The organism is Mesorhizobium sp. M0898 (assembly GCF_040319695.1).
Classification (GTDB): Bacteria; Pseudomonadota; Alphaproteobacteria; order Rhizobiales; family Rhizobiaceae; genus Mesorhizobium.
The window spans coordinates 184,425-208,192 of record NZ_JAMYOE010000001.1 but is presented as its reverse complement, the minus strand read 5'-3'; the positions used below and the strand labels follow the sequence as shown (position 1 = coordinate 208,192).

At 62.7% G+C, this 23,768-nt stretch carries 23 protein-coding genes; 13 read left to right on the top strand and 10 right to left on the bottom strand.

The window, feature by feature from the left end; translation table 11 throughout:
• The first annotated feature begins 14 nt into the window (after positions 1 to 14).
• Positions 15 to 335: a 2Fe-2S iron-sulfur cluster-binding protein gene (locus NKH90_RS01100; RefSeq protein ID WP_023674833.1), complete on the top strand. Its 321-nt coding sequence runs from the start codon at positions 15 to 17 to the stop codon at positions 333 to 335.
• Between the two features lie 82 nt (positions 336 to 417).
• Positions 418 to 1,446, top strand: coding sequence for an NAD(P)/FAD-dependent oxidoreductase (locus NKH90_RS01095; RefSeq protein WP_352540614.1), 1,029 nt, complete (start codon positions 418 to 420; stop codon positions 1,444 to 1,446).
• 26 nt (positions 1,447 to 1,472) lie between these two features.
• Here NKH90_RS01095 and NKH90_RS01090 read toward each other — a convergent pair whose 3' ends face one another.
• Positions 1,473 to 2,954 carry an MDR family MFS transporter gene (locus NKH90_RS01090; RefSeq protein ID WP_352540613.1) on the bottom strand — a complete coding sequence of 494 codons (1,482 nt, stop codon included), beginning with the start codon at positions 2,952 to 2,954 and terminating at the stop codon, positions 1,473 to 1,475.
• Positions 2,955 to 3,155: 201 nt separating this feature from the next.
• The gene (locus NKH90_RS01085; RefSeq protein ID WP_023674836.1) at positions 3,156 to 3,773 is read right to left on the bottom strand and encodes a DUF922 domain-containing Zn-dependent protease; all 618 of its coding nucleotides are present in this window, start codon (positions 3,771 to 3,773) and stop codon (positions 3,156 to 3,158) included.
• 96 nt (positions 3,774 to 3,869) lie between these two features.
• On the opposite strand from NKH90_RS01085, the gene folP reads away from it, so the two are divergent.
• Genes folP through folK form a run of 3 tightly spaced genes read left to right on the top strand, consistent with a single transcriptional unit; the run spans position 3,870 to position 5,586 of the window.
• Entirely contained in the window at positions 3,870 to 4,715 is an 846-nt protein-coding gene (gene folP / locus NKH90_RS01080) for a dihydropteroate synthase (protein ID WP_352540612.1), read from the top strand.
• Between the two features lie 3 nt (positions 4,716 to 4,718).
• Positions 4,719 to 5,078, top strand: a complete 360-nt coding sequence (gene folB / locus NKH90_RS01075) for a dihydroneopterin aldolase (protein ID WP_352471721.1) — start codon at positions 4,719 to 4,721, stop codon at positions 5,076 to 5,078.
• Positions 5,062 to 5,586 carry a 2-amino-4-hydroxy-6-hydroxymethyldihydropteridine diphosphokinase gene (folK, locus tag NKH90_RS01070; RefSeq protein WP_352471720.1) on the top strand — a complete coding sequence of 175 codons (525 nt, stop codon included), beginning with the start codon at positions 5,062 to 5,064 and terminating at the stop codon, positions 5,584 to 5,586. Before folB ends, folK begins: the two co-directional genes overlap by 17 nt.
• Before the next feature lie 24 nt (positions 5,587 to 5,610).
• Here folK and NKH90_RS01065 read toward each other — a convergent pair whose 3' ends face one another.
• The 6 genes from NKH90_RS01065 to NKH90_RS01040 form a co-directional block, all read right to left on the bottom strand.
• The gene (locus tag NKH90_RS01065; protein ID WP_352448961.1) at positions 5,611 to 6,159 is read right to left on the bottom strand and encodes a DUF924 family protein; all 549 of its coding nucleotides are present in this window, start codon (positions 6,157 to 6,159) and stop codon (positions 5,611 to 5,613) included.
• Between the two features lie 20 nt (positions 6,160 to 6,179).
• Entirely contained in the window at positions 6,180 to 8,015 is a 1,836-nt protein-coding gene (locus tag NKH90_RS01060; RefSeq protein WP_352682898.1) for a monovalent cation:proton antiporter-2 (CPA2) family protein, read from the bottom strand.
• A 365-nt stretch (positions 8,016 to 8,380) separates the two neighbouring features.
• Positions 8,381 to 8,935, bottom strand: a complete 555-nt coding sequence (locus NKH90_RS01055; protein WP_352816669.1) for a hypothetical protein — start codon at positions 8,933 to 8,935, stop codon at positions 8,381 to 8,383.
• Between the two features lie 87 nt (positions 8,936 to 9,022).
• Positions 9,023 to 10,117, bottom strand: a complete 1,095-nt coding sequence (locus tag NKH90_RS01050) for a YcjF family protein (protein ID WP_352770349.1) — start codon at positions 10,115 to 10,117, stop codon at positions 9,023 to 9,025.
• Positions 10,114 to 11,592, bottom strand: coding sequence for a YcjX family GTP-binding protein (locus NKH90_RS01045; protein ID WP_352816667.1), 1,479 nt, complete (start codon positions 11,590 to 11,592; stop codon positions 10,114 to 10,116). Before NKH90_RS01045 ends, NKH90_RS01050 begins: the two co-directional genes overlap by 4 nt.
• Positions 11,593 to 11,654: 62 nt before the next feature.
• Positions 11,655 to 12,158 carry a SixA phosphatase family protein gene (locus tag NKH90_RS01040; protein WP_352471715.1) on the bottom strand — a complete coding sequence of 168 codons (504 nt, stop codon included), beginning with the start codon at positions 12,156 to 12,158 and terminating at the stop codon, positions 11,655 to 11,657.
• 260 nt (positions 12,159 to 12,418) lie between these two features.
• Here NKH90_RS01040 and dksA point away from each other — a divergent pair, with 260 nt between their 5' ends.
• Positions 12,419 to 12,835, top strand: a complete 417-nt coding sequence (gene dksA, locus NKH90_RS01035) for an RNA polymerase-binding protein DksA (protein ID WP_023674847.1) — start codon at positions 12,419 to 12,421, stop codon at positions 12,833 to 12,835.
• Between the two features lie 83 nt (positions 12,836 to 12,918).
• Here dksA and NKH90_RS01030 read toward each other — a convergent pair whose 3' ends face one another.
• Complete coding sequence (locus tag NKH90_RS01030) at positions 12,919 to 13,671, bottom strand: hypothetical protein (protein ID WP_352816664.1); 753 nt, start codon at positions 13,669 to 13,671, stop codon at positions 12,919 to 12,921.
• 203 nt (positions 13,672 to 13,874) lie between these two features.
• Here NKH90_RS01030 and cckA point away from each other — a divergent pair, with 203 nt between their 5' ends.
• Together cckA and NKH90_RS01020 are read left to right on the top strand one after the other, a co-directional pair.
• Positions 13,875 to 16,448: a cell cycle histidine kinase CckA gene (cckA, locus tag NKH90_RS01025; protein WP_352816662.1), complete on the top strand. Its 2,574-nt coding sequence runs from the start codon at positions 13,875 to 13,877 to the stop codon at positions 16,446 to 16,448.
• 83 nt (positions 16,449 to 16,531) lie between these two features.
• Positions 16,532 to 17,242, top strand: coding sequence for a purine-nucleoside phosphorylase (locus NKH90_RS01020; protein WP_352682887.1), 711 nt, complete (start codon positions 16,532 to 16,534; stop codon positions 17,240 to 17,242).
• A 46-nt stretch (positions 17,243 to 17,288) separates the two neighbouring features.
• Here NKH90_RS01020 and NKH90_RS01015 read toward each other — a convergent pair whose 3' ends face one another.
• On the bottom strand, positions 17,289 to 17,684 hold the full coding sequence (locus NKH90_RS01015) for a hypothetical protein (RefSeq protein WP_352502497.1): 396 nt from the start codon (positions 17,682 to 17,684) through the stop codon (positions 17,289 to 17,291).
• A gap of 301 nt (positions 17,685 to 17,985) precedes the next feature.
• On the opposite strand from NKH90_RS01015, the gene urtA reads away from it, so the two are divergent.
• The 5 genes from urtA (at position 17,986) to urtE (ending at position 23,762) form a co-directional block, all read left to right on the top strand.
• Positions 17,986 to 19,296, top strand: a complete 1,311-nt coding sequence (gene urtA / locus NKH90_RS01010) for an urea ABC transporter substrate-binding protein (protein ID WP_352455694.1) — start codon at positions 17,986 to 17,988, stop codon at positions 19,294 to 19,296.
• A gap of 100 nt (positions 19,297 to 19,396) precedes the next feature.
• A complete protein-coding gene (urtB, locus tag NKH90_RS01005) occupies positions 19,397 to 21,013 on the top strand; it encodes an urea ABC transporter permease subunit UrtB (protein WP_352816657.1) in 1,617 nt (538 codons plus the stop codon).
• The gene (urtC, locus tag NKH90_RS01000) at positions 21,010 to 22,242 is read left to right on the top strand and encodes an urea ABC transporter permease subunit UrtC (RefSeq protein ID WP_352455696.1); all 1,233 of its coding nucleotides are present in this window, start codon (positions 21,010 to 21,012) and stop codon (positions 22,240 to 22,242) included. The genes urtB and urtC overlap by 4 nt, the downstream gene beginning before the upstream one ends.
• Positions 22,243 to 22,249: 7 nt before the next feature.
• Positions 22,250 to 22,996 (top strand): urea ABC transporter ATP-binding protein UrtD, encoded by a 747-nt coding sequence (gene urtD / locus NKH90_RS00995; protein WP_023674855.1) that lies wholly within the window; start codon positions 22,250 to 22,252, stop codon positions 22,994 to 22,996.
• A gap of 70 nt (positions 22,997 to 23,066) precedes the next feature.
• Complete coding sequence (gene urtE / locus NKH90_RS00990; RefSeq protein ID WP_352682903.1) at positions 23,067 to 23,762, top strand: urea ABC transporter ATP-binding subunit UrtE; 696 nt, start codon at positions 23,067 to 23,069, stop codon at positions 23,760 to 23,762.
• The last annotated feature ends 6 nt before the right edge of the window (positions 23,763 to 23,768 follow it).

Below are 23,768 nucleotides of genomic sequence, written 5' to 3'. Positions count from 1 at the left end.
CCTTCAGGTGACAAATGACCAAGCTGACCTTCATCGCCCATGACGGCACGCATTTTGACGTGGATGCCGAAAACGGCTCGACCGTCATGGAAAATGCGATCCGCAATGCGGTGCCGGGAATAGAAGCGGAATGCGGCGGCGCCTGCGCCTGCGCGACCTGCCATGTTTATGTCGACGAAGCCTGGACGGCGGAGGTCGGCGAGCCGGAAGCCATGGAAGAGGACATGCTGGATTTCGCCTACGAGGTCCAGCCGAACTCGCGGCTGTCATGCCAGATCAAGGTGCGCGACGCCCTCGACGGGCTGGTCGTGCGTGTGCCGGCCCGCCAGGGCTGAAGCCGATTTTTGCGGCTGCCGCTTGGCAGCGGACCAATGGTCATGCAGTGTCGCGCCGTTTTCCCATAAAGGCGCATGCTTCATGACCGCTATCACCAAGACGGACGTACTCATTGTCGGGGCAGGGCCTGTCGGCCTGTTTGCCGTATTCGAGCTCGGCCTCTTCGACATGAAGTGCCATCTGATCGACATACTCGACCGGCCCGGCGGGCAATGCGCCGAACTCTACCCGGAAAAGCCGATCTACGACATTCCGGCTTGGCCCTCGATCTCGGCGCAAGGCCTGGTCGACAAGCTGCTTGAGCAGATCGCGCCGTTCAAGCCCGAATTCACCTATAGCCGCATGGTTTCGAGCCTGGAAAGGCTGGACGACGGCAGCTTCCGCGTCATTACCGACGAAAACGAGGTGTTCGAAACCAAAATTGTGGTGATTGCCGCCGGCGGCGGTTCGTTCCAGCCGAAGCGGCCGCCGATTCCAGGCATCGAACCCTATGAAGGCAAGAGCGTGTTCTACTCGGTGCGCCGGATGGAGGACTTTCGCGGCCATGACCTCGTCATCGTCGGCGGCGGCGATTCGGCGCTCGATTGGACGCTGAACCTGCAGCCGGTCGCCAAGAGCGTGACGCTGGTGCACCGGCGGCCCGAATTCCGCGCAGCGCCCGACAGTGTCAACAAGATGTATGCCATGCAGGAGATGAAGCAGCTGGAATTCCAGGTTGGACAGGTGACTGGCCTGACCGGCAGCGACGGCCAGCTAGTCTCGGCCACGATCAAGGGGCCGGAGGGCGATGTCGAAGTGCCGTGCACGCGGATGCTGCCGTTCTTCGGCCTGACGATGAAGCTCGGCCCAATCGCCGAATGGGGGCTCAACCTCCACGAGAACCTGATCCCGGTCGACACCGAAAAATTCCAGACGTCGGTTCCCGGCATCTTCGCCGTCGGCGACATCAACTGGTACCCCGGCAAGCTGAAGCTGATCCTGTCGGGCTTCCACGAGGTCGCCTTGATGGCGCAGGCAGCCAAGCGCATCATCAGCCCCGGCGAGCGCATCGTATTCCAGTATACGACCTCGTCGACCAGCCTGCACAAGAAGCTCGGCGTGGTCGACTGAAGCTCGCCGGATTTCGCCGGACAGGTCTATTCGGCCAGGGTTGGGGCCACAGCCTCGGCATGGCCGCGAAGCGTTTTCTCCGGCATCAGCCAGAGCGTGATGAGCGACAACAGCAAGATCGCGGCCGCGGCAAGAAAGATCATCACGAACGGCATGGCCGAGGCGATATGGCCGGCCGGCTGCGTGCCTTCGCTGGCCAGCGGCAGCCCGTAACCAAGGGCGACGGCACCGAGCATAGCGACGCCAAGCGCGCTGCCCAGCGAGCGCAGGAAGGTGAGAACGCCGGTCGCCACGCCAAGGTGCATACGATCGACGGCGTTCTGGACCGAGACGGTGGCAACCGGAAAGGTCGTGCCTGTGCCCAGGCCTACGCAGGTCGTCAACACCTCGACGAGCAACAGTGAGGCATGCCCGGCGACCAGGCTGAGCACGCCGAGGCACAGGATCGAGAAAACAGTTCCGATCATGGCAATGCGTTTATAGTGAAAAAAGCGCGGGATCATTCGCGCGCTGAAGGTCGCACCGGCCACCGTGCCGAGCATCAGCCCAAGCAATGCGGTGCCCGATTGACTGACCGACAGGCCGACGACCGACTGCAGGTAGACCGGCAGATAGACCGACAAGCCGACATTGGCGGCCTGCAGCAGGAACATCGACAATGTGCCGGCGAGAACGATCGGATTGCCGAGCACTTCGAGCGAGATCAGCGGTTCGGCCGCGCGCATGAGCCGCAGCGCGAACGCGCTCCAGAACACCGCCGAGCAGGCGAGCAGTCCAAGGATTTCAGGCGACAGCCACGGATACTCGCTGCCGCCCCAGTTCAAGGCAAGCAGCAGCAGCGAGGTGGCCGCGACCAGAAGCAGCGCGCCGAGGCCGTCGATGCGGTGATGTTTTGCGGCGATCGGCAGCTTCTTGAGCGGGTTGTTGATGATCGCCATGGCCAGCAGGCCCAGCGGAATGTTGATCCAGAAGATCAGCGACCAATGCAGATGTTCGGCGAAGGTGCCGCCGAGCAGCGGCCCGGCGATGCTGGCGACGGCCCATGTGCCCGAGATCCAGGCGGCGTATCGGGCCCGCTCGCGCGGCGGCACGAGGTCGCCGATCACGGTCTGCGTCAGGGCGAACAGACCGCCGCCGCCGGCGCCCTGGATCGCCCGGCCGACAACCAGGACCAGCATGTTAGGGGCCGTGGCGCTGACCAGCGAGCCGGCGAGAAAGATCAGGATTGCAGCATAGACGGTCGGCCGGCGACCATAAATATCGGAGATCTTGCCGTAGAGCGGCGCCACGGCGGTCGCGGTCAGAAGATAGCCGGTCACGATCCATGGCAGATATTCGGCATGCCCGAGCAGACGTGCCATCGTCGGCATCGCCGGCGCGACGATGGTCTGGTCGAGCGCCGCCAGCAGCATCGACAAAAGCACGCCGCCGATGATGGCGTTTTTCTCGGTTTCGTTCAGCGGCGCGTTGGTTTCCACCATCGTTTGCTTGTCGACAGCCTGGTCCATATCCGTTCATCCATTATGCCTGCGTACACGTCCGCGACGGGCTGGGAAGCATCTAGTACGCCGATTGGCGTTTGCCGGAGGCTGATCCCTGCGAACCTGGCATATGTCGTTCGCTATAGGCCGATTTCGACAGCGGCTCGAAAGTTTTCCGAAGCTGGCACTATGTTTCGGCAAAATTGGCTTTGTCCGACGACGCGGAGTTCAGCCGGGAGCGAGCCGGCCGTTCTCAATGCGCTCGATGCGATAGTGCAAAAGCCGCAGGATGCGGCTTTGGAAATTGGCGCTTTCGACGCGATCGAAGCGCATCTGGTCCTGGTCGTGTTTGGCAAGCATGGCCGCAGTGATTTTTGCGGCCTTGGCCTTTGCCAGTTCGCAGGTCTTTTCCGGGTAGCTCGCCTTCAAGGCGTCTTCTAGTTCGCGGCCGTGGTTCTTGGCAATCTCGACGTGGCGTTCCTCATGGCGCTTGATGTCGGCGGACAACGTATCCCAGAACAGCCTGACGCCGGCATCGGCTTTGCGCGGGCGGCGCCACTCAGGAAGGATGACCTTGACCTTGACGGTGACGACAGCATCGGCAATCCAGCACGAGCCCGGCTTTTGCGCATAGCTGACGCGGGTGGTGAACGCCATCTGGGTAGCTCCCGGATGCCGCGACCCGGTGCTTTTCACCTGAGGGCCGAGTTTCGACAGCTGGGTCTCGATGTCGTCGAGCGTCCTGCCGCCGATCGGGAAATAACTATATGTCTTGACGAGAGTTGCAGCGCCGGCCGGGAATGCGGTCAGAGCGAGCATCAGGGCGCAAAGGAGGGATCGTTTCATCGTGTTGCCTCTTTCCCCACCTTGCTTTACCGCCGTCCTCGGCGCAACGGAATTGATCCCCCGCCACGCCGCGGGATCGAACATGGTTGATGGGCAATGATGACAGGGCGATGGCAGTTGGCGCACGGACGCCATCTCGACCTTGGCGGCAAGGCCGTGGTCGTCGGCATCCTCAACATCACGCCGGACAGTTTTTCCGACGGCGGCCTGTTCGATGCGCCGGAAAAAGCAGTGGCCCAGGCGCGCCGCATGGTCGAGGAGGGGGCCTCTGTCATCGACATCGGCGGAGAATCGACACGTCCCGGGGCGTCTGCGGTCTCCGCAAAGGAGGAACAAACCCGCATACTGCCCGTCATCGAGGCGCTGGTGAAGGCCGGCGGAACGCTGATCTCGGTCGATACCTATCGCGAGGATACGGCCCGGCTTGCCGTCCAAGCCGGCGCGCATATCGTCAATGACGTCTGGGGCCTGCAGCGCGAGCCGGGCATTGCCCGCGTCGCGGCCGAAACCGGCGCTGGCCTTGTCGTCATGCACACGGGACGGGACCGGCAGAAACTGCCGGACGTGATTGCCGATCAGCTCTTCTTCCTCAGGAAGTCGCTGGAAATCGCGCGGCGGAGCGGTGTTGCCGACGATCATATCGTGCTCGATCCGGGCTTCGGCTTTGCCAAGGAGACGGCAGCGGAAAATCTTGACCTGATGGCACGGTTTTCCGAGCTTCATGCGCTGGGTTTTCCACTGATGGCCGGCACATCGCGAAAGCGCTTTATCGGCACCGTCACCGGCCGCGACGCAGCCGCAAGAGGCGCCGGGACCGCGGCCACCAGCGTCATCCTGAGGCTCAAAGGCGCGCATCTCTTTCGCGTCCACGATGTCGCAATCAACGTGGATGCGCTGGCCATCGCCGATGCTATGCTGGCACGTGAGATCGGGGAAAGCTGAGCCATGTATGTCATCCGCATGAAGAACTGCGCCTTCTTTGCCCGGCACGGTGTGCTGGACGAAGAAGAGACGCTCGGCCAGCGCTTTTATGTCGATGCGGCACTCATGGTGGATCCCGGGCGGGCGCTGGTCGAGGATTCCATTGAGGACACCGTCAATTACGGCATCGCCTTTGCGGTCATCGAGAAGATCATTACCGGCGAACGGCGCTTTCTGATCGAAGCGCTGGCGCTCGAAGTGGCGAGGGCGCTGACGGCGCGGTTTCCGCAGATCAAGAAGGCCGAGATCACCGTGCGCAAGCCGAACGCCCCGGTGCCGGGTGTGCTCGATCATGTCGAGGTGACCGTTGTCTGGCCAGAATAGTAACAACAACAACACCGTCTATCTCAGCCTTGGCGGCAATCTCGGTGATCCGGCGAAGTCGATGGCTGCGGCACTGGGCATTCTGGATGCCAACGAGAGAACACGCGTCGTTGCCGTTTCGTCGCTCTACCGCACGCCGCCCTGGGGCAAGCTCGATCAGCCGGATTTCCTCAACGCGGCGGCCGAAATCTCGACCGCGCTCGCGCCGCGGGCTTTGCTCGACCTTTGCCTCGACGCCGAGCGAAAACTGAAGCGGGTGCGCGAGGAGCGCTGGGGTCCACGCCTGATCGATATCGACATTCTGGTGTTCGGCGACCGCATCATCCACGAGACCGGACTGGAGGTGCCGCATCCGCGCATGCTGGAGCGCGCCTTCGTGCTGGCGCCGCTGGCAGAAATTGCGCCGGAGCTTGTGGTCGACGGCAAGAGCGTATCGGAGCGGCTGGCCGCCGTCGACACATCGGGCATTGAACGGCTGGCGTCAGGCCGGGATTGGTGGAAAACCTGATGCTGTCGCCATCGGTGCCTGAAATCAGCCGGAGAACCCACCTCCGTCGAGGAACATTTGTTCGTCCGGTGTCGTCTCGCGGCCAAGCATCCTGTTTCGATGCGGAAAGCGGCCGAAGCGCTGGATGATGTCCCGATGCTCGATCGCATATTTCAGATAGATCGGGGCTTTGGCGGCGGTAAGCTCTACCGATTTGAGCTGATCGGCGAGGTCCTCCGAATGCTCATAGGGCAGATAGAGAAAAACGCGGAGCTCTTCGTCGAGTGCCAGGTCATGGCCGGCAGCGATCGCTTTCCCGGCGAAATGCCGCGCCAGAGGGTCCGTGGCGTACATGTGGCCGGTGGCGCGAAAGCAGTTTCGCGGAAACTGGTCGAGCAGGATCATCAGTGCCAGCGACCCTTCGGCGTGTTCGGACCAGCCGTCGCATTCGCGGCGGGCGGCGGCAAAGTGCAAATCGAGAAACCGGGTGCGGAAGTCGGCATCAAAGGCGTCGTTCTTCTCGAACCACGCGTCCTCCCCGGCGTCGCGCCAGAATCTGGTGATGGAGACAGCGCGCTCGTCCAGTTCGTTCATCATTCGCGTCTTTCCAACGTTTAATCGGCCGGCTCGGATTTCTGCAGCACGCCGGCGGTCTCCTCGTTGAGCGCCTGGCCCACGCGCCGTGGCGTGCTGAGCGGCGTCGGGATGGGGGTGCCGATATTGCCTTTGAGGAAGCGCCGCCCGGCGCGGATGCCTTCTGCCTGTTGAAGTTCGAAACGGGCAGCATCGCGGCGGCGGACGTCCTCGACTACCTCGGCGACCTCTTCCGGATCGACGCCGAGAGCTTCCAGTGTCGAGCCGCCGAAGACAAGCGCCGATTCGAACGTCTCGCGGAGCTGATAGTCGACGCCGGCACGAATGAGCTGCAATGCCGTGCCGCGGTCGAAAGCCCGCGCCAGCACCGTCAGCAATGGAAACTCCGCCTTGATGAGCTCGGCGATGCGCACGGCGGCATCGGGCTTGTCAACGCAGATCAGGACGGCGCGTGCGCGCCCGGCTCCCGCGGCACGCAGAATGTCCAGCCGCGTGCCGTCGCCGTAATAGACCTTGAAGCCGAAATCGGCCGCCGCCTGGATCATCTCGACCTCATTGTCGATGATCGACACATCAATCCCGCGCAACAAAAGCGGCTGGCTGGCGATCTGGCCGAACCGGCCAAAGCCGATGATCAGCACGCTGCCGGTCAGGCCTTCGGCGACATCGACGCCTTCAAGCGACTGCTCGTCGCGTGGCGTCAGATACCGCAATGCTATGATCGCTAAGGGCGTCAGCACCATGGAAATGATGACGATGGCGGTCAGCATCGCATTGGCCTGGCTATCGATGATACCGACAGCCGCCGCTGCGGAATAGAGGACGAAGGCGAATTCGCCGCCTTGCGCCATGAAGACCGCGCGCTCGAGCGCTTCCCGGTGGCCGGTTTTGAGAATGCGGGCGACGATATAGATGCCGATCGCCTTCATCATCATGTAGGCGACGACATAGATGGCAATGAGCTGCCAGTTGACGACGACCACATGCAGGTCGAGCGACATGCCGACGGCGAGGAAGAACAGTCCGAGCAGAATGCCACGGAACGGTTCGATGTCCGCCTCCAGCTGATGGCGGAAGGTCGATTCCGACAAAAGCACGCCGGCCAGGAAGGCGCCCATCGCCATGGACAGGCCGGAAAGCTGCATGGCGAGCGCCGACCCGAGCACGACCAGAAGGGCGGCTGCGGTCATCACCTCACGGGCGCGCGCATCCGCCAGGATACGGAAGAACGGATTGAGCAGATAGCGTCCTGCAAGCACCAGCCCGACGATCGCGGCAAGGCCGATGCCGACCTCCGTCAACCGATCCGACAGGCTCATGTCGGCGCCGCCCGGCGCGAGGAAGGCGATCAGCGCCAGCAGCGGCACGATGGCCAGGTCTTCCAAAAGCAGGACCGAGACGATGCGCTGGCCCTTGGGCGTGGCCAGGTCGCCGCGTTCTTCCAGCAATTGCATGACGATTGCCGTCGAGGTGAGTACGAAACCGGCGCCGGCGACGAAGGATTGCGCGATCGGGAAACCTCCCGCCAGGCCGACGCCGGTCAGCAGGACCGCGCAGACGCCGACCTGCAGCGCGCCAAGCCCGAAAATCTCGCGGCGCATGCCCCATAGCCGTGACGGCTGCATCTCCAGCCCGATAATGAACAGGAACATGACGACGCCGAGTTCGGCGACATGAAGAATGGCTTCCGATTCGGAAAAAATGCGCAGCCCGAACGGACCGATCACGACGCCGGCCGTCAAATAGCCGAGGATGGAGCCAAGTCCGATACGCCTGAAGATCGGCACCGCAACGACGCCGGCGGCAAGCAGCGCCACCACCTGGATCAGATCGCCGTTCGATGCCTCTGCCGCCATGCCTGCCGTTCCGCTCTCTTGCAACAAGCGGCCAAGATAGGGGCTTCGGGGCGGATCGAACAGTGCGAATCCGGCGCGTTGTGAAGGCGATATTGCAGGCGCACCGAACAGGATAATGGGCTCCCGCGCGTTGCTTGTTCCAGCAGTCCGGCGCTAAGGACGCCCGGCTTCGGCCAGTGAAGGGCGAGCGTCGATCAAGTCGCGGCCCTTTCAGGCGGTGACAACCAAGTATCAGGGCGGCACGACAGCAGCCGAGGCCTGCAAGGCCTATGACGAGGTGATTGCCGCGATCAAGGGCTGAGCACTTATTTGCAAATCAAAAGATGGCGGCGCCGTTTGGCCGCCGCCTTTTTCACGCCGAAAGCTCAGTTCGGAGTTACAGAGCCGACCTCGACTGCATCGATCCGCTTCAACTTCATGCCGATGACCGGGACCAGCAGCTGGTCGACGCGCACGGCAACGGTCACCGTCATTGAATTGTCGTCGGGGACAAGCGCCTGCATAACGCCGCGCAACTGATTGCGATTGATGGTGAAAACCACCTTGTGCGCATCGACGACATTGCCGCCGATAATGTCGAGGCCGGAGCCGGCGGCCCCGCCCATAAAGCTGCCCTTGTAGCCCTGCCGGCCCTTGTGTTCGATCGTTGCCGACATCTGCTGGGTGAACATGCCTACCCGACAGCCGCCGTCGAGCGACATGCCGACCTTGCCGTCAGGCGTCGAGCCGATGAAGCTGCAGGTGAATTTCGTGCCCTTGTATTTGCCGGCAACGATTTCCCCGGGGCCGACCCATTTGCCTTCGACCGACCGAAAGAACTGCTTGTCCGGTTCCGCCGCCGAGGTCTTTCCGGCAATGCCGACGGTTGCGACAAGCGCGAGCGCCACGGGCAGCCCGCTGGACAGAATAACGCTTTTCATCGACGACACCCGGCAACAAAGAGACTGGTTTGGACGCTTCCGACCATGGACAAGATTGGTTAATGCTTTGTCACCCCAAGGCAATAGTCACGTTCCGGAAGCGGATGTTTCTTTTTCTTTCTTTGCTGCAAAGGAGGTCAGCGCGGAGAGGAAATCGCCCAATCCGGGCCGCCTGACCGCGTAAAAGGGCAGGGGCCTTGCGGTTTCCATCGCTGCAATGCCGATGCGCGCAGTCATCATGCCGTTGACGACGCCTTCGCCGAGCTTGGCCGAGAGCCGGGCGGCAAGGCCGTGGCCGACGATCTGCTGGACGAAACTGTCGCCGACGGCGATCGACCCGGTGACCGCGAGATGGGCCAGAACGCTGCGCGCCAGGCGAAAAAAGCCAAGCGTGCCGGGGCGGCCGCCATAAAGCTCCGACAGCCGGCGAATCAACCGGCCGGCTTCGAACACGACATAAGCGACGTCGACCAGCGCGCGGGGGCTGACCGCGGTCACCAGGGAGACGCGCTTCGCCGCTTCGAGGATCATCACCCTGGCACGGGCGTCGAGCGGGCCGAGTATCTCGGTCTCGGCCAGCCGCACCAGATTGCCGCCGTCAATGATCTCGCCGCGCAATTCGGCCAGCGAGCGCCTGCCGGCCGCGGTTTCAGGTTTGGCCGAGACAAAGACCGACAACTCGTCGGCCACGGCGCGGGCGGCCTTCGGATCGTCACGGGCAATCGCATCGAGCGCCCGCTTCTGCAACTTTTCGACCTCGGCAAGGCGGGCAATCGCCATGAATTCGCGCACGAGGATGATCAGAAGCGCCAGGATGGCGATCGCGGCCATAGCGGCAGCCAGCCAGCCCAGCCACTCGGCGCGCTCGAACAGGTCGCGAATCAGCTGGTCGGTCCAGAGGCCGACGGCGAGCGAAACCAGAACGCCCAGCGCGCCGAAGAACAGGCTGCCAAGCAGCGAACGTTTTCGCGGCGCAATCGCCGGCGGCGGTTCGGCGGCGACGATATCAGGCTCGTCGAAGACGTCGATCTCCGCCGGTGTGACCACGGCAAGATCCGCCGTCACGGTACGCGGCTTTCGCGCCGGCGCGGCCCCGGACGCAGCATGGTGAGCCGTCGAATCTTCCTTCTGCTGGGGCTCCGGCTCGATGCGAAAGGCCGCCGGTCTGCGGGGCGCACTCATGCGAGATGATCTCCGATCAGGAACTGCAGCGCGCGGTCGAGCCTGATATGCGGCAGCGACAGCGTGACGCCCTCGGCGGTGCGCTCGAGTTTCGGCGGGCGAAAGCGCACGAAGCGGATCGCGGGGTCGTCATTGTTCTGCCGGCGGGTCGATTCGGAAACGTCGAACACCGCATCAACTTTCTCCGGCAAATCACCGGTAAATATGGCTGTTTCGGTCTTTCCGTCAAAGGTTTCGCCATCGATTTTTTCGCCGCGCAATGGCGTGCCGATAATGACCGGCAAAGTCTCGCGGCCCTGCTTGACCGTGCCTTCCCGGGTCGCGCGCATGGCAGCCATAGCGACGACGTTGACGTCGGCGCCGGTGAAATTCGCCCGCGCCACGGCTCGGTCGGCTAGCCGCCGCACGATCGCCTGCAGCCGGTCGTGGCTTTCGTGGTGCAGATGGTCGGCCTTGGTCGCGGCCAGCAATATACGGTCGATACGCCTCGAAAACAGGTCGCTCAGGAAATTGCCCCGGCCGGGCCGGAAACAGGACAGAATTTCGGTGACCGCGCGCTCCAGATCGGCCATCGCACCGGGGCCGGCATTCAATGCCTGCAATGCGTCGATGAGCACGATCTGGCGGTCGAGACGCGTGATGTGTTCGCGAAAGAACGGTTTGACGACATGCGTCTTGTAAGCCTCGTAGCGCCGCTCCATCATAGCCTGCAGCGATCCCGAGCGGGCGCGCCGGCCGCCCAGATTCGGCAGCGGCGCGAAGGTGAGAGCGGGCGAGCCTTCAAGATCGCCGGGCATCAGGAAGCGGCCGGGCGGCAAGGTCGAAAGCGCCCGCTCGTCGAGTTTACAGGCCTTGAGATAGGCCGCGAAGCTCTCAGCGAGACGGCGCGCCGTCATCTCGTCGGCCTCGGCGTTGGGGTCGACCGGATCGGAGAGCGCCCGCCATTCCCGCGAAAGGTCGACACGCACCGCCAACACGGCCATCTCGAAGGCCTCACGCGAAAAATCGGCGTAGGACTTGCCGAGCAGCGGCAGGTCGAGCAGCCATTCGCCGGGATAATCGACGATGTCGACCGACAATTTGCCGGCGGAAAACATGCGGCTCCAGCCAGAGGCCGATTCGTATTCGATGGTGAGCCTCAGTTCGGAAATCGCACGCGTCGAATCCGGCCAGACGCGATCGTCGACAAGAGCTGCGATGTGATCCTCGTACTGGAAGCGTGGGACCGCGTCGTCCGGCTGCTCTTCGAGAAAAGCCCGGGCGATGCGCCCCGATTTTTGTGCCTCAAACAGCGGCAAGCGTCCGCCATGGACGAGATTGTGCACAAGGGCCGAGATGAACACCGTCTTGCCGGCGCGGGACAGCCCGGTCACGCCAAGACGCAGTGACGGAGCGAAAAGCCCGGCAGCGCGGCCTGACAACGTATCCAAGGCAATCTTCGCCTCGTCGGTAAAAGTCGTCAGCGCTGATGGCAAATCTCTTCTCGCGGGCCGGTCAGGATCCGATATAGGCTTTGATGCGCGGCTTTGAAATGGCCTCAGATATCGGCAGGCGTCAGGAAGGCTTCGAGATAGCCGGTGCCTGGCGCAGCCTCGGCAAGTCTGCCGTTGAACCGGACCACCGCAAGTGCGGAGGTCGGGAAGCCGTGGTTCAGCATGGCCCGCGCGGTCTCGTCGCCGTCGCCCGAGAGCGCCATGGCGAGATCCTCAATCATCGGATTGTGGCCGATGACGAGCAAGGCATCCAGCCCGCCATTCTGCCGGATGGCAGTGAGGTACGCGGCGGCATCGTCGCTGTAGAGGGTGTCACAGAACAGCACCCGGCCCGTGTCCGTGTGGCCAGCCAGGCTTTCCAGCGTCTGACGGGCGCGCTTGGCGCTTGAGCAAAGGGTGAGGGCCGGTGCGTATTTGCGGGAACGCATCAGGACGCCCATCGCTTCGGCATCGGCGAAGCCGGATGGATCGAGCGGGCGGTCGAAGTCAGCCACGCCAGGCAGCGCCCAGCCGGCCTTCGCATGCCTCAGCAGGTACAGTCTGGTCACCGGATCCCCGTTGTGCCGGGCACCGAACCCGTCAGCACGCCGCAGGATTTGCCATCAGAAGAGCTCCGTGCGCAATGGCAAGCGCCCCTCAAGCATAGCGAATCATGTACGGATTCGGTCGTATTCTTCGCAAAAAGGGCATCGCCGATGCCGTTTTGTCCGAGACTAACAATTGCGTGAAACTGTCGTCGATTGACCTTGTGCAGCTTTCGGTCCGCGAATATATAGGCGCCAAATTTGGGGTTTGTTGGGTGAGTCGAATGAACGACATCGTTACCGCCGATTACGTACCCTCCGAAGACGAGCCGTTCATGAACGAGCGGCAGAAATCCTACTTTCGCATGAAGCTCGTCACCTGGAAGAACGACATCTTGCGCGAAGCGCGCGAAACTCTCGAAATCCTGCAGCAGGAAAACGCCAACCACCCCGACCTCGCCGATCGCGCCTCCTCAGAAACCGACCGCGCCATCGAACTTCGCGCCCGCGATCGCCAGCGAAAACTCATCTCCAAGATCGATTCGGCCCTCCAGCGCCTTGACGAAGGCACTTACGGTTATTGCGAGGAGACGGGCGAGCCGATCGCGCTGAAGCGGCTCGACGCGCGCCCGATCGCCACCTTGTCGATCGAGGCACAGGAGCGCCATGAGCGGCGCGAGAAGGTCTACCGCGACGACTGAATCGCCGGGAAAAACAGCGGCATCGGTAAAGCGTTCACAATGGCCGGTTTTCCGGCCATTTTCATTGGCCGTTCGCTATCGGCCTATCTTTTCTGATTGGACAACTCGCCGAGGAGCTTCGTCATCTCGTCGTCGAGAGAGGGTGATGCCTTCGCCACCGGCTTGCTCGGCGTTTGGCTGAAGCGTGGCTCGTCGAGGGAAACCTCCAGCTCCTTCATCAGCGCATCGTCAATCGACTCGTGCTGTGCCGGCGGCTCGTATCTTGCCGGGGAGTCCTGTCTTGCCGGCGGCTGCGCATGCCGCGAGGCACTGGCGTTGACGGATCCATAACTTGGCAACGGCGTGACGTTCGATGCCGATTTCGGCGCCGGCGCCGGCATTGTTGCCGGCATCGTCGCCGTCTGGCGGGCTCGGACAGGGGTCGCGGTTACGCTTGCCGGCTGCGGTGGCGCTTGCCTCACCGGCGCGGCTGTGGTCGAAGCAGACCTTGCTGCCGGCTGGTGGCCGTTGTCTCCGGTCAATGCCGGGCGCCGCAACGCCGAGAGCCTGATGTCGCGCTCGACGACGACGTCGGTCGGACCACCGATCAAGAGCAGGTGCTCGATATCGTCACGGCGCACCAGCACCAGCCGCCGGTGACTGTCGACCGCTGTGGCATCCATGACAGCCAGCCGCGTCTTGCGGTTCCTGCCGCCGGCGACGAATGTCCCGAACGTCAGGCTGCGGATCAGCCTGATGATAAGAAGAATGATGAGCAGAAGGACAAGTACTGCAAACGTCCATAGGATTGCTGCGGCATAACCAGGACCCGCCACGCCATCCAGCCATTGCAGCATTGGTTCCCCCAAAATCAGCTTTCGAAGAGAAGCGACACTAGACTGTTGCGGCAGGCCACCGCAAGTTGCCTTTCACGCTTCGTGAACAGCTTGAAACGCCGGGAGCCGAACGGCGTCATTTTTAGCGGACATCTGCAGCCGGGCCTTTTCCCAACCCTGAGAATATGATTCAACCGACACCGGAATTCACGAGCAGGGGGCACATGGCCAAGGAAGCGCGCGGCGATTTCTATCCGGTACCTATCGTCGACCAGAACACGCGACCGGGAGCGGTCACCCGGCTCATCGTCTTCATCGTCGTCCTGACTGGGGCAGCGATCGTCTTCGGCCTTTTCCGCGAGCGCCTTGGCGATCCATTCCTGCTTGGCATGCTTGGCGTGCTGGCGATGATCGGCGTCGGCTTTCTATTCGCCACTGCGATCGGCTTCGTGCACATCACGCCGCGCTCGACAAGCGACGAACTGTCGAAAGCTTTCGTCGATTCGATGTCGCAAGGTCTCCTGGTCACCGACACCAAAGGCCGTATCATCTACGCCAACCGGACCTATGCCGATATGACGGGTGCCGAGTCGGCCGCCGACCTCAAGACCGTCGAAGGTTTGCTTTCAGACGTTCCCGAGGCCTCGGTGACCATATACCGGCTGGCGTCAGGCCTGCGGGACGGCCAGCCGGGCGACGGCGAGTTTCGGCTCGCGCAGTCCATTCGGCCAGGCGCCGAACCGGGCGCGCGCTGGTACCGCGTTCGGGCCCGCGCCTTCAGCGTTCCCGGCCAGCGGCTGCCCATGCTTGCCTGGCAGCTTGCCGATATCTCGCGGGAACGGGCCGAGCAGGAGCGGTTCTTTCTCGACCTCCAAAAGGCGATCGATCACCTCGACCATGCGCCGGCTGGTTTCTTTTCGGCCGACCAGGAAGGCCGCGTGACCTATATCAACGCGACTCTTGCGGAGTGGCTGGGCATCGACCTGGCCAGCTTCACTCCCGGCGCCATCACGCTGCCGGAGATCGTCGCCGGGGACGGCATGGCGCTGGTCCGTTCGGTCAAGGCCGACGCTGGTACCACGCGCAATGCCGTTATCGACCTCGATCTGACGACGATGACCGGCGAGGCGCTGCCGGTGCGCTTCATGCATCGTGTCTCGGCCAGCCGAGAGGGTCTCAACGGCCCGACTCGCACCATCGTGCTCAACCGGACGCAAGGCGAGGACGCTTCGGCCGACCTCCGCGCATCGGAAATACGCTTCACGCGGTTCTTCAACTCGACGCCGATGGCGATAGCCGGCGTCGACCATGCCGGCCGCATCCTGCGCACCAATGCGCCATTCCTGTCGCTGTTTTCCTCGGTCGTCGACCGCGACGCGGTCGATCGGCGTGTGCGGCTGGATACGGTGATCCACGAGCGCGACCGGCCGGCTTTCGCCGCGGCCTTTGAAAAGGCACGCCAGCAACAGGCTGACATCGAGCCGATCGATACGGTGCTGCCCGGCAATGAGGAGCGCCACATACGCTTCTACGTCAACGCGGTCGCAGACGGTACCGGTGGCGAGGGCGCCGAGGAATCGGCCATCGTCTATGCCGTGGAGACTACTGAGCAAAAGGCCCTCGAGGGCCAGATGGCGCAGAGCCAGAAGATGCAGGCGGTCGGCCAACTCGCCGGCGGCATCGCGCATGATTTCAACAATGTGCTGACCGCCATCATCATGGCCTCGGACCTGCTGTTGACCAACCACCGGCCGTCCGATCCGTCATTCCCGGACATCATGAACATCAAGCAGAATGCCAACCGGGCGGCCTCGCTGGTGCGGCAGTTGCTGGCCTTCTCGCGCAAGCAGACGCTGCGGCCGGAGGTGCTCAACCTGACCGACGTGCTCGCCGATCTCAGGATGCTGCTTGCCCGGCTGGTCGGCAACGACATCAAGCTCAAGATCGACCATGGCCGCGACCTGTGGCCGGTCAGGGTCGATATCGGGCAGTTCGAGCAAGTGGTGGTCAATCTGGCGGTCAATGCGCGCGATGCGATGCCGGCCGGCGGCGACCTCACGGTGCGCACCCGCAACGTCAGCGCCGGGGAATGCAAGACCTTTTCCTACCGCGAACTCACTCCGGCCGACTATGTGCTGGTCGAGGTCGAGGACAGCGGCAGCGGCATCGCGCCTGATGTGCTGAAAAAGATCTTCGAGCCCTTCTTCACGACAAAGGAGGTTGGCAAGGGAACCGGCCTCGGCCTGTCCATGGTCTATGGCATCATCAAGCAAACAGGCGGCTTTATCTTCTGCGATTCCGAAGTCGGCAAGGGATCCGTGTTCCGCATCTTCCTGCCGCGGCACATTGCGGAGGCAAGGACGGCGGGCGAGGCTGGAGAAGTGCCGGCCGCCCCTGCCAAGATCGCCGACTCAGCCAAGGATCTGTCGGGCTCGGCCACGGTGCTGCTGGTCGAGGACGAGGACGCCGTGCGCATGGGCGGCATGCGGGCGCTGAAATCGCGCGGCTACACCGTCCACGAGGCGTCGTCGGGCGTCGAGGCGCTTGAAGTCTACGAAGCGCTCGGCGGCAAGGTCGACGTCGTGGTGTCGGACGTGGTGATGCCGGAAATGGATGGCCCGACGCTGCTTGGCGAATTGCGCAAACGGCAACCCGACATCAAGTTTATCTTCGTGTCCGGCTATGCCGAAGACGCGTTCGCCAAGAACTTGCCGGCCGACGCGCATTTCGGCTTCTTGCCGAAGCCGTTTTCGCTCAAGCAATTGGCCACGATCGTAAAGGACATGCTGGAATCCTGACCCTTCCAACGCTCCGCTTGCGCAATGTCGTGAGACTGCCATGATTGCAGGCGAAACGGGCGACGGGTTTTGGAAAGCATGCCGTGACGCCACACAACGAGGCTAGCAAAGGCGACTACGCAAGCACGGTGCTGCTGCCGGGCGACCCGCAGCGCGCTGAATGGATGGCGGAGACCTTTCTGGAAGCGCCGCGCTGCGTCAACCGCCGCCGCGGCGCGCTCGGCTTTACCGGGTTGTTTCGCGGCAAGCCTGTCAGCGTCCAGTCCACCGGCATTGGCGTCCCGTCATTCCTGGTCTACGTGCACGAGCTGCTGGATTTCTACGGTGCGAAAACGTTGATCCGCACCGGCACCTGCGGTGGCCTGACCGCCGAGACGGCGCTGCGCAGCCTGGTGATCGCACAATCGGTGCGTGGCGAAAATGCCGAGAGCGGCCAGGTTTTTGGGCTCTATCGTGCCGATGCCGGCCCCGATCCGGCATTGTTGGCCCAGGCGTTGGCCCGGGCTGCGGAACTCGGCATCGACCATCGGGCCGGGCTGACGATCTGCAGCGACATTTTTTATCATCCGCTGGGGCGCGAACGCTTTGCCGAAGCACAGGCACAGGGGGCGCTCGCCGTGGATATGGAAACCAGCGCACTCTACCGCATTGCGGCCGATTTCGGCGCCCGGGCGCTGTCCATCCTGACCGTCGTCGACAATGTGGCAACCGGCGAGCAGACCGACTATTCCGAACGCCAGGGGCTTTTCACCGATATGACCCGGCTGGCGCTCGACATGGCGGCGGAGAGCTAGGCGGCTTCTACTTCGGAGTAGGGAAGCTCGCCAGGTTCCGTACTTTTCAACGCTTCGTGCAGGTCGAGGCGGTAAAGGCGCCGTCTGGCTGCTTCATGATGATGTCGAAGGACGGGGTGGTTCCGCTTTCCAGCGTCGCTTGCGTAAGCGAGATCGAGTTGCCACCGCTGGTGTAGCCGCCCAGCGGACCCAGCCAGGTAATCACCCCGTCTGCATCCATCTGGTAGTTATAACTCTGCGGCGCGGTGCCGAAGCTAACCGGACCGCTATAGACGTTTCCCTTGATGGTAATGTCGCCGAGGCTGAGGAACATGCCCAGCAGATAGACTTCGCAATGATAGGAGCCGTCCGGCAGCTTGCCGTCGCTGAAGCCGGCGCGCGCTACGGTCGTCGTCGCCAACAGAAGCATGGTGATGAAAATGCAAGACGTTCGGAAGGCCATGGCGTCGCTCGTTTAAGGGTTCGAACTTGCCCCATTTCGCTGCGGCGCTGCAATCCTCGCCAGCGCTCATATGATGCTGCTCAAAATTCGGGCATTGGCCTGTATATGAGTAAAACTTAGGCTGATACGAGTGATCTTTTCTCATTTCAAACCTGGCAGGCGAGGTTCATCTCCTGCGGCTAATACATTAACCGACTGACAGAGCTTGGAAATCTCAAACGTTCCGATCTTTCGCCGGTGATTGGCACAGCCGTTGCATGGTCTGTTCCGATGCAGTTAACCAGCTTGGGAGTTTAAAAGTATGAGGGGCAGTTTCTCGACAATAACAAAAATGTTTTCGGCCGGCGTGGTCACCGCCGGCTTGCTGATGAGCGTTCCCGCCAAGGCGGCCGACGACACCATCAAGGTCGGCATCCTCCATTCGCTGTCGGGAACCATGGCGATCTCGGAGACGACGCTGAAGGACGCCATGCTGATGCTCATCGAAGAGCAGAATGCCAAGGGTGGCCTGCTCGGCAAGAAGCTCGAGGCGGTGGTCGTCGATCCGGCTTCCAACTGGCCGCTGTTCGCCGAAAAGGCGCGCGAGCTGATCTCCAAGGACAAGGTCGCGGCGGTGTTCGGCTGCTGGACCTCGGTGTCGCGCAAATCGGTGCTGCCGGTGTTCAGCGAACTCGACAACATCCTTTTCTATCCCGTCCAGTATGAGGGCGAGGAGAGCGAACGCAACGTGTTCTACACCGGTGCGGCGCCGAACCAGCAAGCCATTCCCGCGGTCGACTATCTGATGAGCGAGGACGGCGGTTCGGTGAAGCGCTGGGTTCTCGAAGGCACCGACTACGTCTACCCGCGCACCACCAACAAAATCCTCGAGGCCTATCTGAAGGCCAAGGGCGTCGCTGCGGAAGACATCATGGTCAACTACACGCCGTTCGGCTTCTCCGACTGGCAGACCGAAGTTTCGGCGATCAAGAAGTTCGGCTCGGCCGGCAAGAAGACCGCCGTGGTCTCGACCGTCAATGGCGACGCCAACGTGCCGTTCTACAAGGAGCTCGGCAACCAGGGCATCAAGGCCGAGGACATCCCGGTCATGGCCTTCTCGGTCGGCGAGGAAGAGCTTGCCGGTCTGGACACTGCGCCGCTGGTCGGCCATCTCGCCGCCTGGAACTATTTCGAGAGCGTCGACACGCCCGAGAACGCGAAGTTCATCGCCGACTGGCACAAATTCATCAAGAACGACAAGCGCACCACCAACGACCCGATGGAAGCCCATTATATCGGCTTCAACATGTGGGTGAAGGCGGTCGAGAAGGCCGGCACCACCGATCCGGACAAGGTCATCGACGCCATGGTCGGCGTCTCGGTGCCGAACCTGACCGGCGGTTATTCGACGATGATGCCGAACCATCACATCACCAAGCCGGTGCTGATCGGCGAAATCCAGGCCGACGGCCAGTTCGAAACCGTCTCGCAGACGCCCGGCCTGGTGATGGGCGACGAGTGGTCCGACTATCTGCCTGACTCCAAGGACCTGATCTCCGATTGGCGCGCGCCTCTGTCCTGCGGCAACTTCAACGTTGCCACCGGCAAATGCGGCGGCAAGGGAACCAACTGATCCTCCCGGTCTGTCCTCCCAGACCCGCAAGCCTCCGGGCAGGCTCCTCCTCCAGCCTGCCCGGAGGCGACATTCAATCTTCAAGAGCCACCAGAAACCAATGATCCTGATCCGCGCGATTGGCCTGATGCTGCTCCTTCTCCTGGGGATGCTGCTGCCGTCGAACGCCAGCGAAGCAGATCTGCGCGTGGTCATCGCCAAATTCGCTACCGCCGCCAATTTTCCGGCGATAGAAGCCGTGGTGCGGGAGCTTGCGGCTTCCGGCGATCCGGCCGTAGAACGGCCGCTTGCCGCGCTTGCGGAGGGCAGCCTTTACGTGCGCAAGGCCGATTCACTGGTCTTTGTCGGCAAGGAGAGCGGCGACGGCATCGAGCTGCTCGATGCGCTTACCGGCGAAAGATCGGGCGAAGCTGCCAAGGCCGACATCACCAAGATCAAGGTCAACAACACGCTGCGCCGCGTTATCCGCGACGCGCTGGGCACACTGACGCTTGGCTCCAAGGATCCGGCCGTGCGCATTGCCGCCGCCGACACAATGTTCAAGACGCCGGACGCGGCAAACATCGAGCCGCTCGACACCGCGATCGCAAATGAGAGCGTGGCAAGCGTCAAGGCGCTGCTAGAACAGGCCCGCGCCGCGTCGATTCTCGTTTCCGACAGGCCGGAGACCGACAAACTGGGCGCGATCGCGCTCATCGGTGCGCGCGGCGACCGCGATGCGGTGTCGCTGCTCACGTCGGTAGAGGCCAGTTCCGAAGGTGCGGTGAAGGACGCGGCGACGGCTGCGATCGCCAACATCAATTCGACGCTGGCGCTGTGGGATGCCGGCCAGAATATCTGGTATGGCATATCGCTTGGATCGGTGCTGCTGCTGGCGGCGATTGGCCTTGCCATCACTTTCGGCGTCATGGGCGTCATCAACATGGCGCATGGCGAGATGGTCATGCTCGGCGCCTACACGACCTTCGTCGTGCAGGAGGTTATCCGCAATTCCTTTCCCGGCCTGTTCGACTGGTCGCTGGTCATCGCCCTGCCGCTGGCCTTCCTGGTGGCGGCGCTCGTCGGCCTTGTCATCGAGCGCGGGCTGATCCGCTACCTCTACGGTCGGCCGCTGGAAACCCTGCTGGCGACATGGGGTGTGTCGCTGATCCTGCAGCAGGCCGTACGCACCATGTTCGGACCGACCAACCAGGAGGTAGGCAACCCGTCCTGGATGTCCGGCTCGTTCAATATCGGCCAGCTTGCCGTGACCTGGAACCGACTCTGGATCCTGGTATTCGCGCTCGGCGTGTTCGCGGTGCTGCTCTACGTGATGAAACGCACGCCCTGGGGGCTGCAGATGCGTGCCGTCACCGCCAATCGCCGCATGGCTGCCTCGATGGGCATCAGGACGCCGTGGGTGGACGCCCTGACGTTTGCACTCGGCTCCGGCATTGCCGGCATCGCCGGTGTCGCGCTCAGCCAGATCGACAACGTCTCGCCCAATCTCGGCCGCGGCTACATCATCGACAGCTTCATGGTCGTCGTTTTCGGCGGTGTCGGCAATCTTTGGGGCACGCTGGTCGGCGCTTTCTCGCTCGGCATCGTCAACAAGTTCCTCGAACCTTATGCCGGAGCAGTGCTCGGCAAGATCGTCGTCCTGGTGCTGATCATCCTGTTCATCCAGAAACGGCCGCGCGGTCTGTTCGCGCTAAAGGGCCGGTCGGTGGAAGCATGATCACGGGACGCTTCTTTGCCGCCGGCGCCGACCGCCGCGTCGCCATCACCATCTTCATCCTGCTGGCGGTTGCAATCGTCGTGCCGCTGCTCAATCTTGCGGTCTCGCCGACAAGTGCGTTTTACGTGCCGTCCTATATCGTCGCGCTCACCGGCAAATACCTCTGCTACGCACTGCTCGCCTTGGCGCTCGATCTCGTCTGGGGCTATTGCGGCATCCTCTCGCTCGGCCACGGCGCCTTCTTCGCACTCGGCGGCTATGCGATGGGCATGTATCTGATGCGCCAGATCGGCTCGCGCGGCGTCTACGGCAATCCGCTGCTGCCGGATTTCATGGTGTTCCTTAACTACAAGGAATTGCCATGGTTCTGGTATGGTTTCGACCATTTCTGGTTTGCCGCGATCATGGTGCTTGCGGTGCCCGGCCTGCTCGCCTTCGTCTTCGGCTGGTTTGCCTTCCGCAGCCGCGTCACCGGCGTCTACCTGTCGATCATCACCCAGGCGATGACCTATGCGCTGCTGCTTGCGTTTTTCCGCAACGACATGGGTTTCGGCGGCAACAACGGCCTGACTGATTTCAAGGACATTCTAGGGTTCAACGTGCAGGCCGACATGACGCGGTCGGCGCTGTTCGCGGCCAGCGCCGTCATGCTGGCGTTTGCCGTCTTCGTCACCTGGGCAATCGTCGGTTCCAAGTACGGCAAGCTTTTAATGGCGGTGCGCGATGCCGAGAGCCGCACGCGCTTTCTCGGCTGGCGGGCGGAGAACGTCAAACTGTTCGCCTTCACCGTGTCGGCGGTGATGGCCGGCATCGCCGGTGCGCTTTACGTGCCGCAGGTCGGCATCATCAACCCTGGCGAATTCGAGCCGTCCAATTCGATCGAGGTGGTGGTGTGGGCGGCCGTCGGCGGGCGCGGCACCATCGTCGGGCCGATCATCGGCGCGCTTCTGGTCAATGCCGGTAAATCCTGGTTCACCGGCGTGCTGCCGGAATTCTGGCTGTTTGCGCTGGGCGGACTGTTTGTCGCCGTCACGCTGTTCCTGCCCAAGGGCATCATCGGCATGTGGGATTCCTGGCGCGGCAACGCCAAGGCGCTGCGGGCGGCCTCGGTTGCCGAGGAAGTCGGCATCGATCCCGATGCGCCGGTGCCGCCGAAAACCGACCGCTCGGCGGCGAGAAGGCCGGGCGACTGGTCGGCCTCCGGCGCCGAACCGCAGCCGGCGGAGTGATGGCCTGATGTCGAAGAGCAACACCATCCTCTATCTCGACGGCGTGTCGGTTTCCTTCGACGGGTTTCGCGCTATCAACAACCTTTCGCTGGTGCTCGACAAGGGCGAGATGCGGGCGATCATCGGCCCCAACGGCGCCGGAAAGACGACGATGATGGACATCGTCACCGGCAAGACGCGGCCCGACGCGGGTGAAGTTTTCTTCAACGGTGAGGTCGACCTAACCAAACACGACGAGGCCGAAATCGCCATGATGGGCATCGGCCGTAAATTCCAGAAGCCAACGGTCTTCGAAAGCCACACGATCGAGGACAATCTGATGCTGGCGCTGAAAGGCCCGCGCTCGATCTTCCCGGCACTGTTCCACCGTCGCTCGGCCGCGGACGTGCGGCAGATCGACGACATCCTCGGCATCATTCGGCTTGGCGACAAGCGTGACGAACTCGCCGCCAATCTGAGCCACGGCCAAAAGCAATGGCTCGAGATCGGCATGCTTCTGGCGCAGGATCCGAAGCTGCTGCTGGTCGACGAACCGGTTGCCGGCATGACCGACGCCGAGACCGAGGAAACCGCGCGGCTGCTCAGGGACATCGCGCGCGACCATTCTGTCATCGTCGTCGAGCACGACATGCATTTCGTGCGCGAGCTCGGCGTCAAGGTCACCTGCCTGCACGAAGGCTCGGTGCTTTCCGAGGGCAGTCTCGACTTCGTTTCGGCCGACGAGCGCGTCGTCGAAGTCTATCTGGGGAGATGAACATGGTCTGGCGCGTTCCGTTCTATCATTTCGATCTTTCGTTCTTCACGCGTTGGAGAAAGCGCTGACCATGCTCGAAGTCTCCAATGCCGCGCTGCACTACGGCGCTGCCCAGGCGCTGCGCGGCGTCTCGCTGAAGGCCGGCGCCGGCAAGATCACCTGCGTGCTCGGCCGCAACGGCGTCGGCAAGACCAGTTTGATGAGATCGATCGTCGGCCATCACCGGCTGACGAGCGGAAGCGTTGCCTTCGAGGGGAAGGCGCTCGACCGGAGCGCGGCGTATGATCGCGCCCGGTCGGGCATCGCATTCGTGCCGCAGGGCAGGGAGATATTTCCGCTGCTTACGGTGCGGGAAAACCTCGAATCGGGTTTTGCGCCGTTGAAGCGCGCCGATCGCAACATTCCCGGTCACGTCTTCGAATTGTTTCCGGTGCTGAAGCAGATGCTCGCGCGCCGCGGCGGCGATCTTTCCGGCGGCCAGCAGCAGCAGCTTGCCATCGGCAGGGCGCTGGTGATGCGGCCGAAGCTGCTGGTGCTCGACGAGCCGACCGAAGGCATCCAGCCGTCGATCATCAAGGACATCGGCCGCGCCATCCGGTATCTGCGCGACCAGGCCGGTATCGCCGTGCTTCTGGTCGAACAATATCTCGACTTCTGCCGGGAATTGGCCGACGAGGTCAACATCATGGACCGCGGTCAGATCGTCCATACCGGCCCCGCCGAGGATCTCGACCGGGCGGACGTCCGCAAATTCCTGACTGTCTGAATTCTT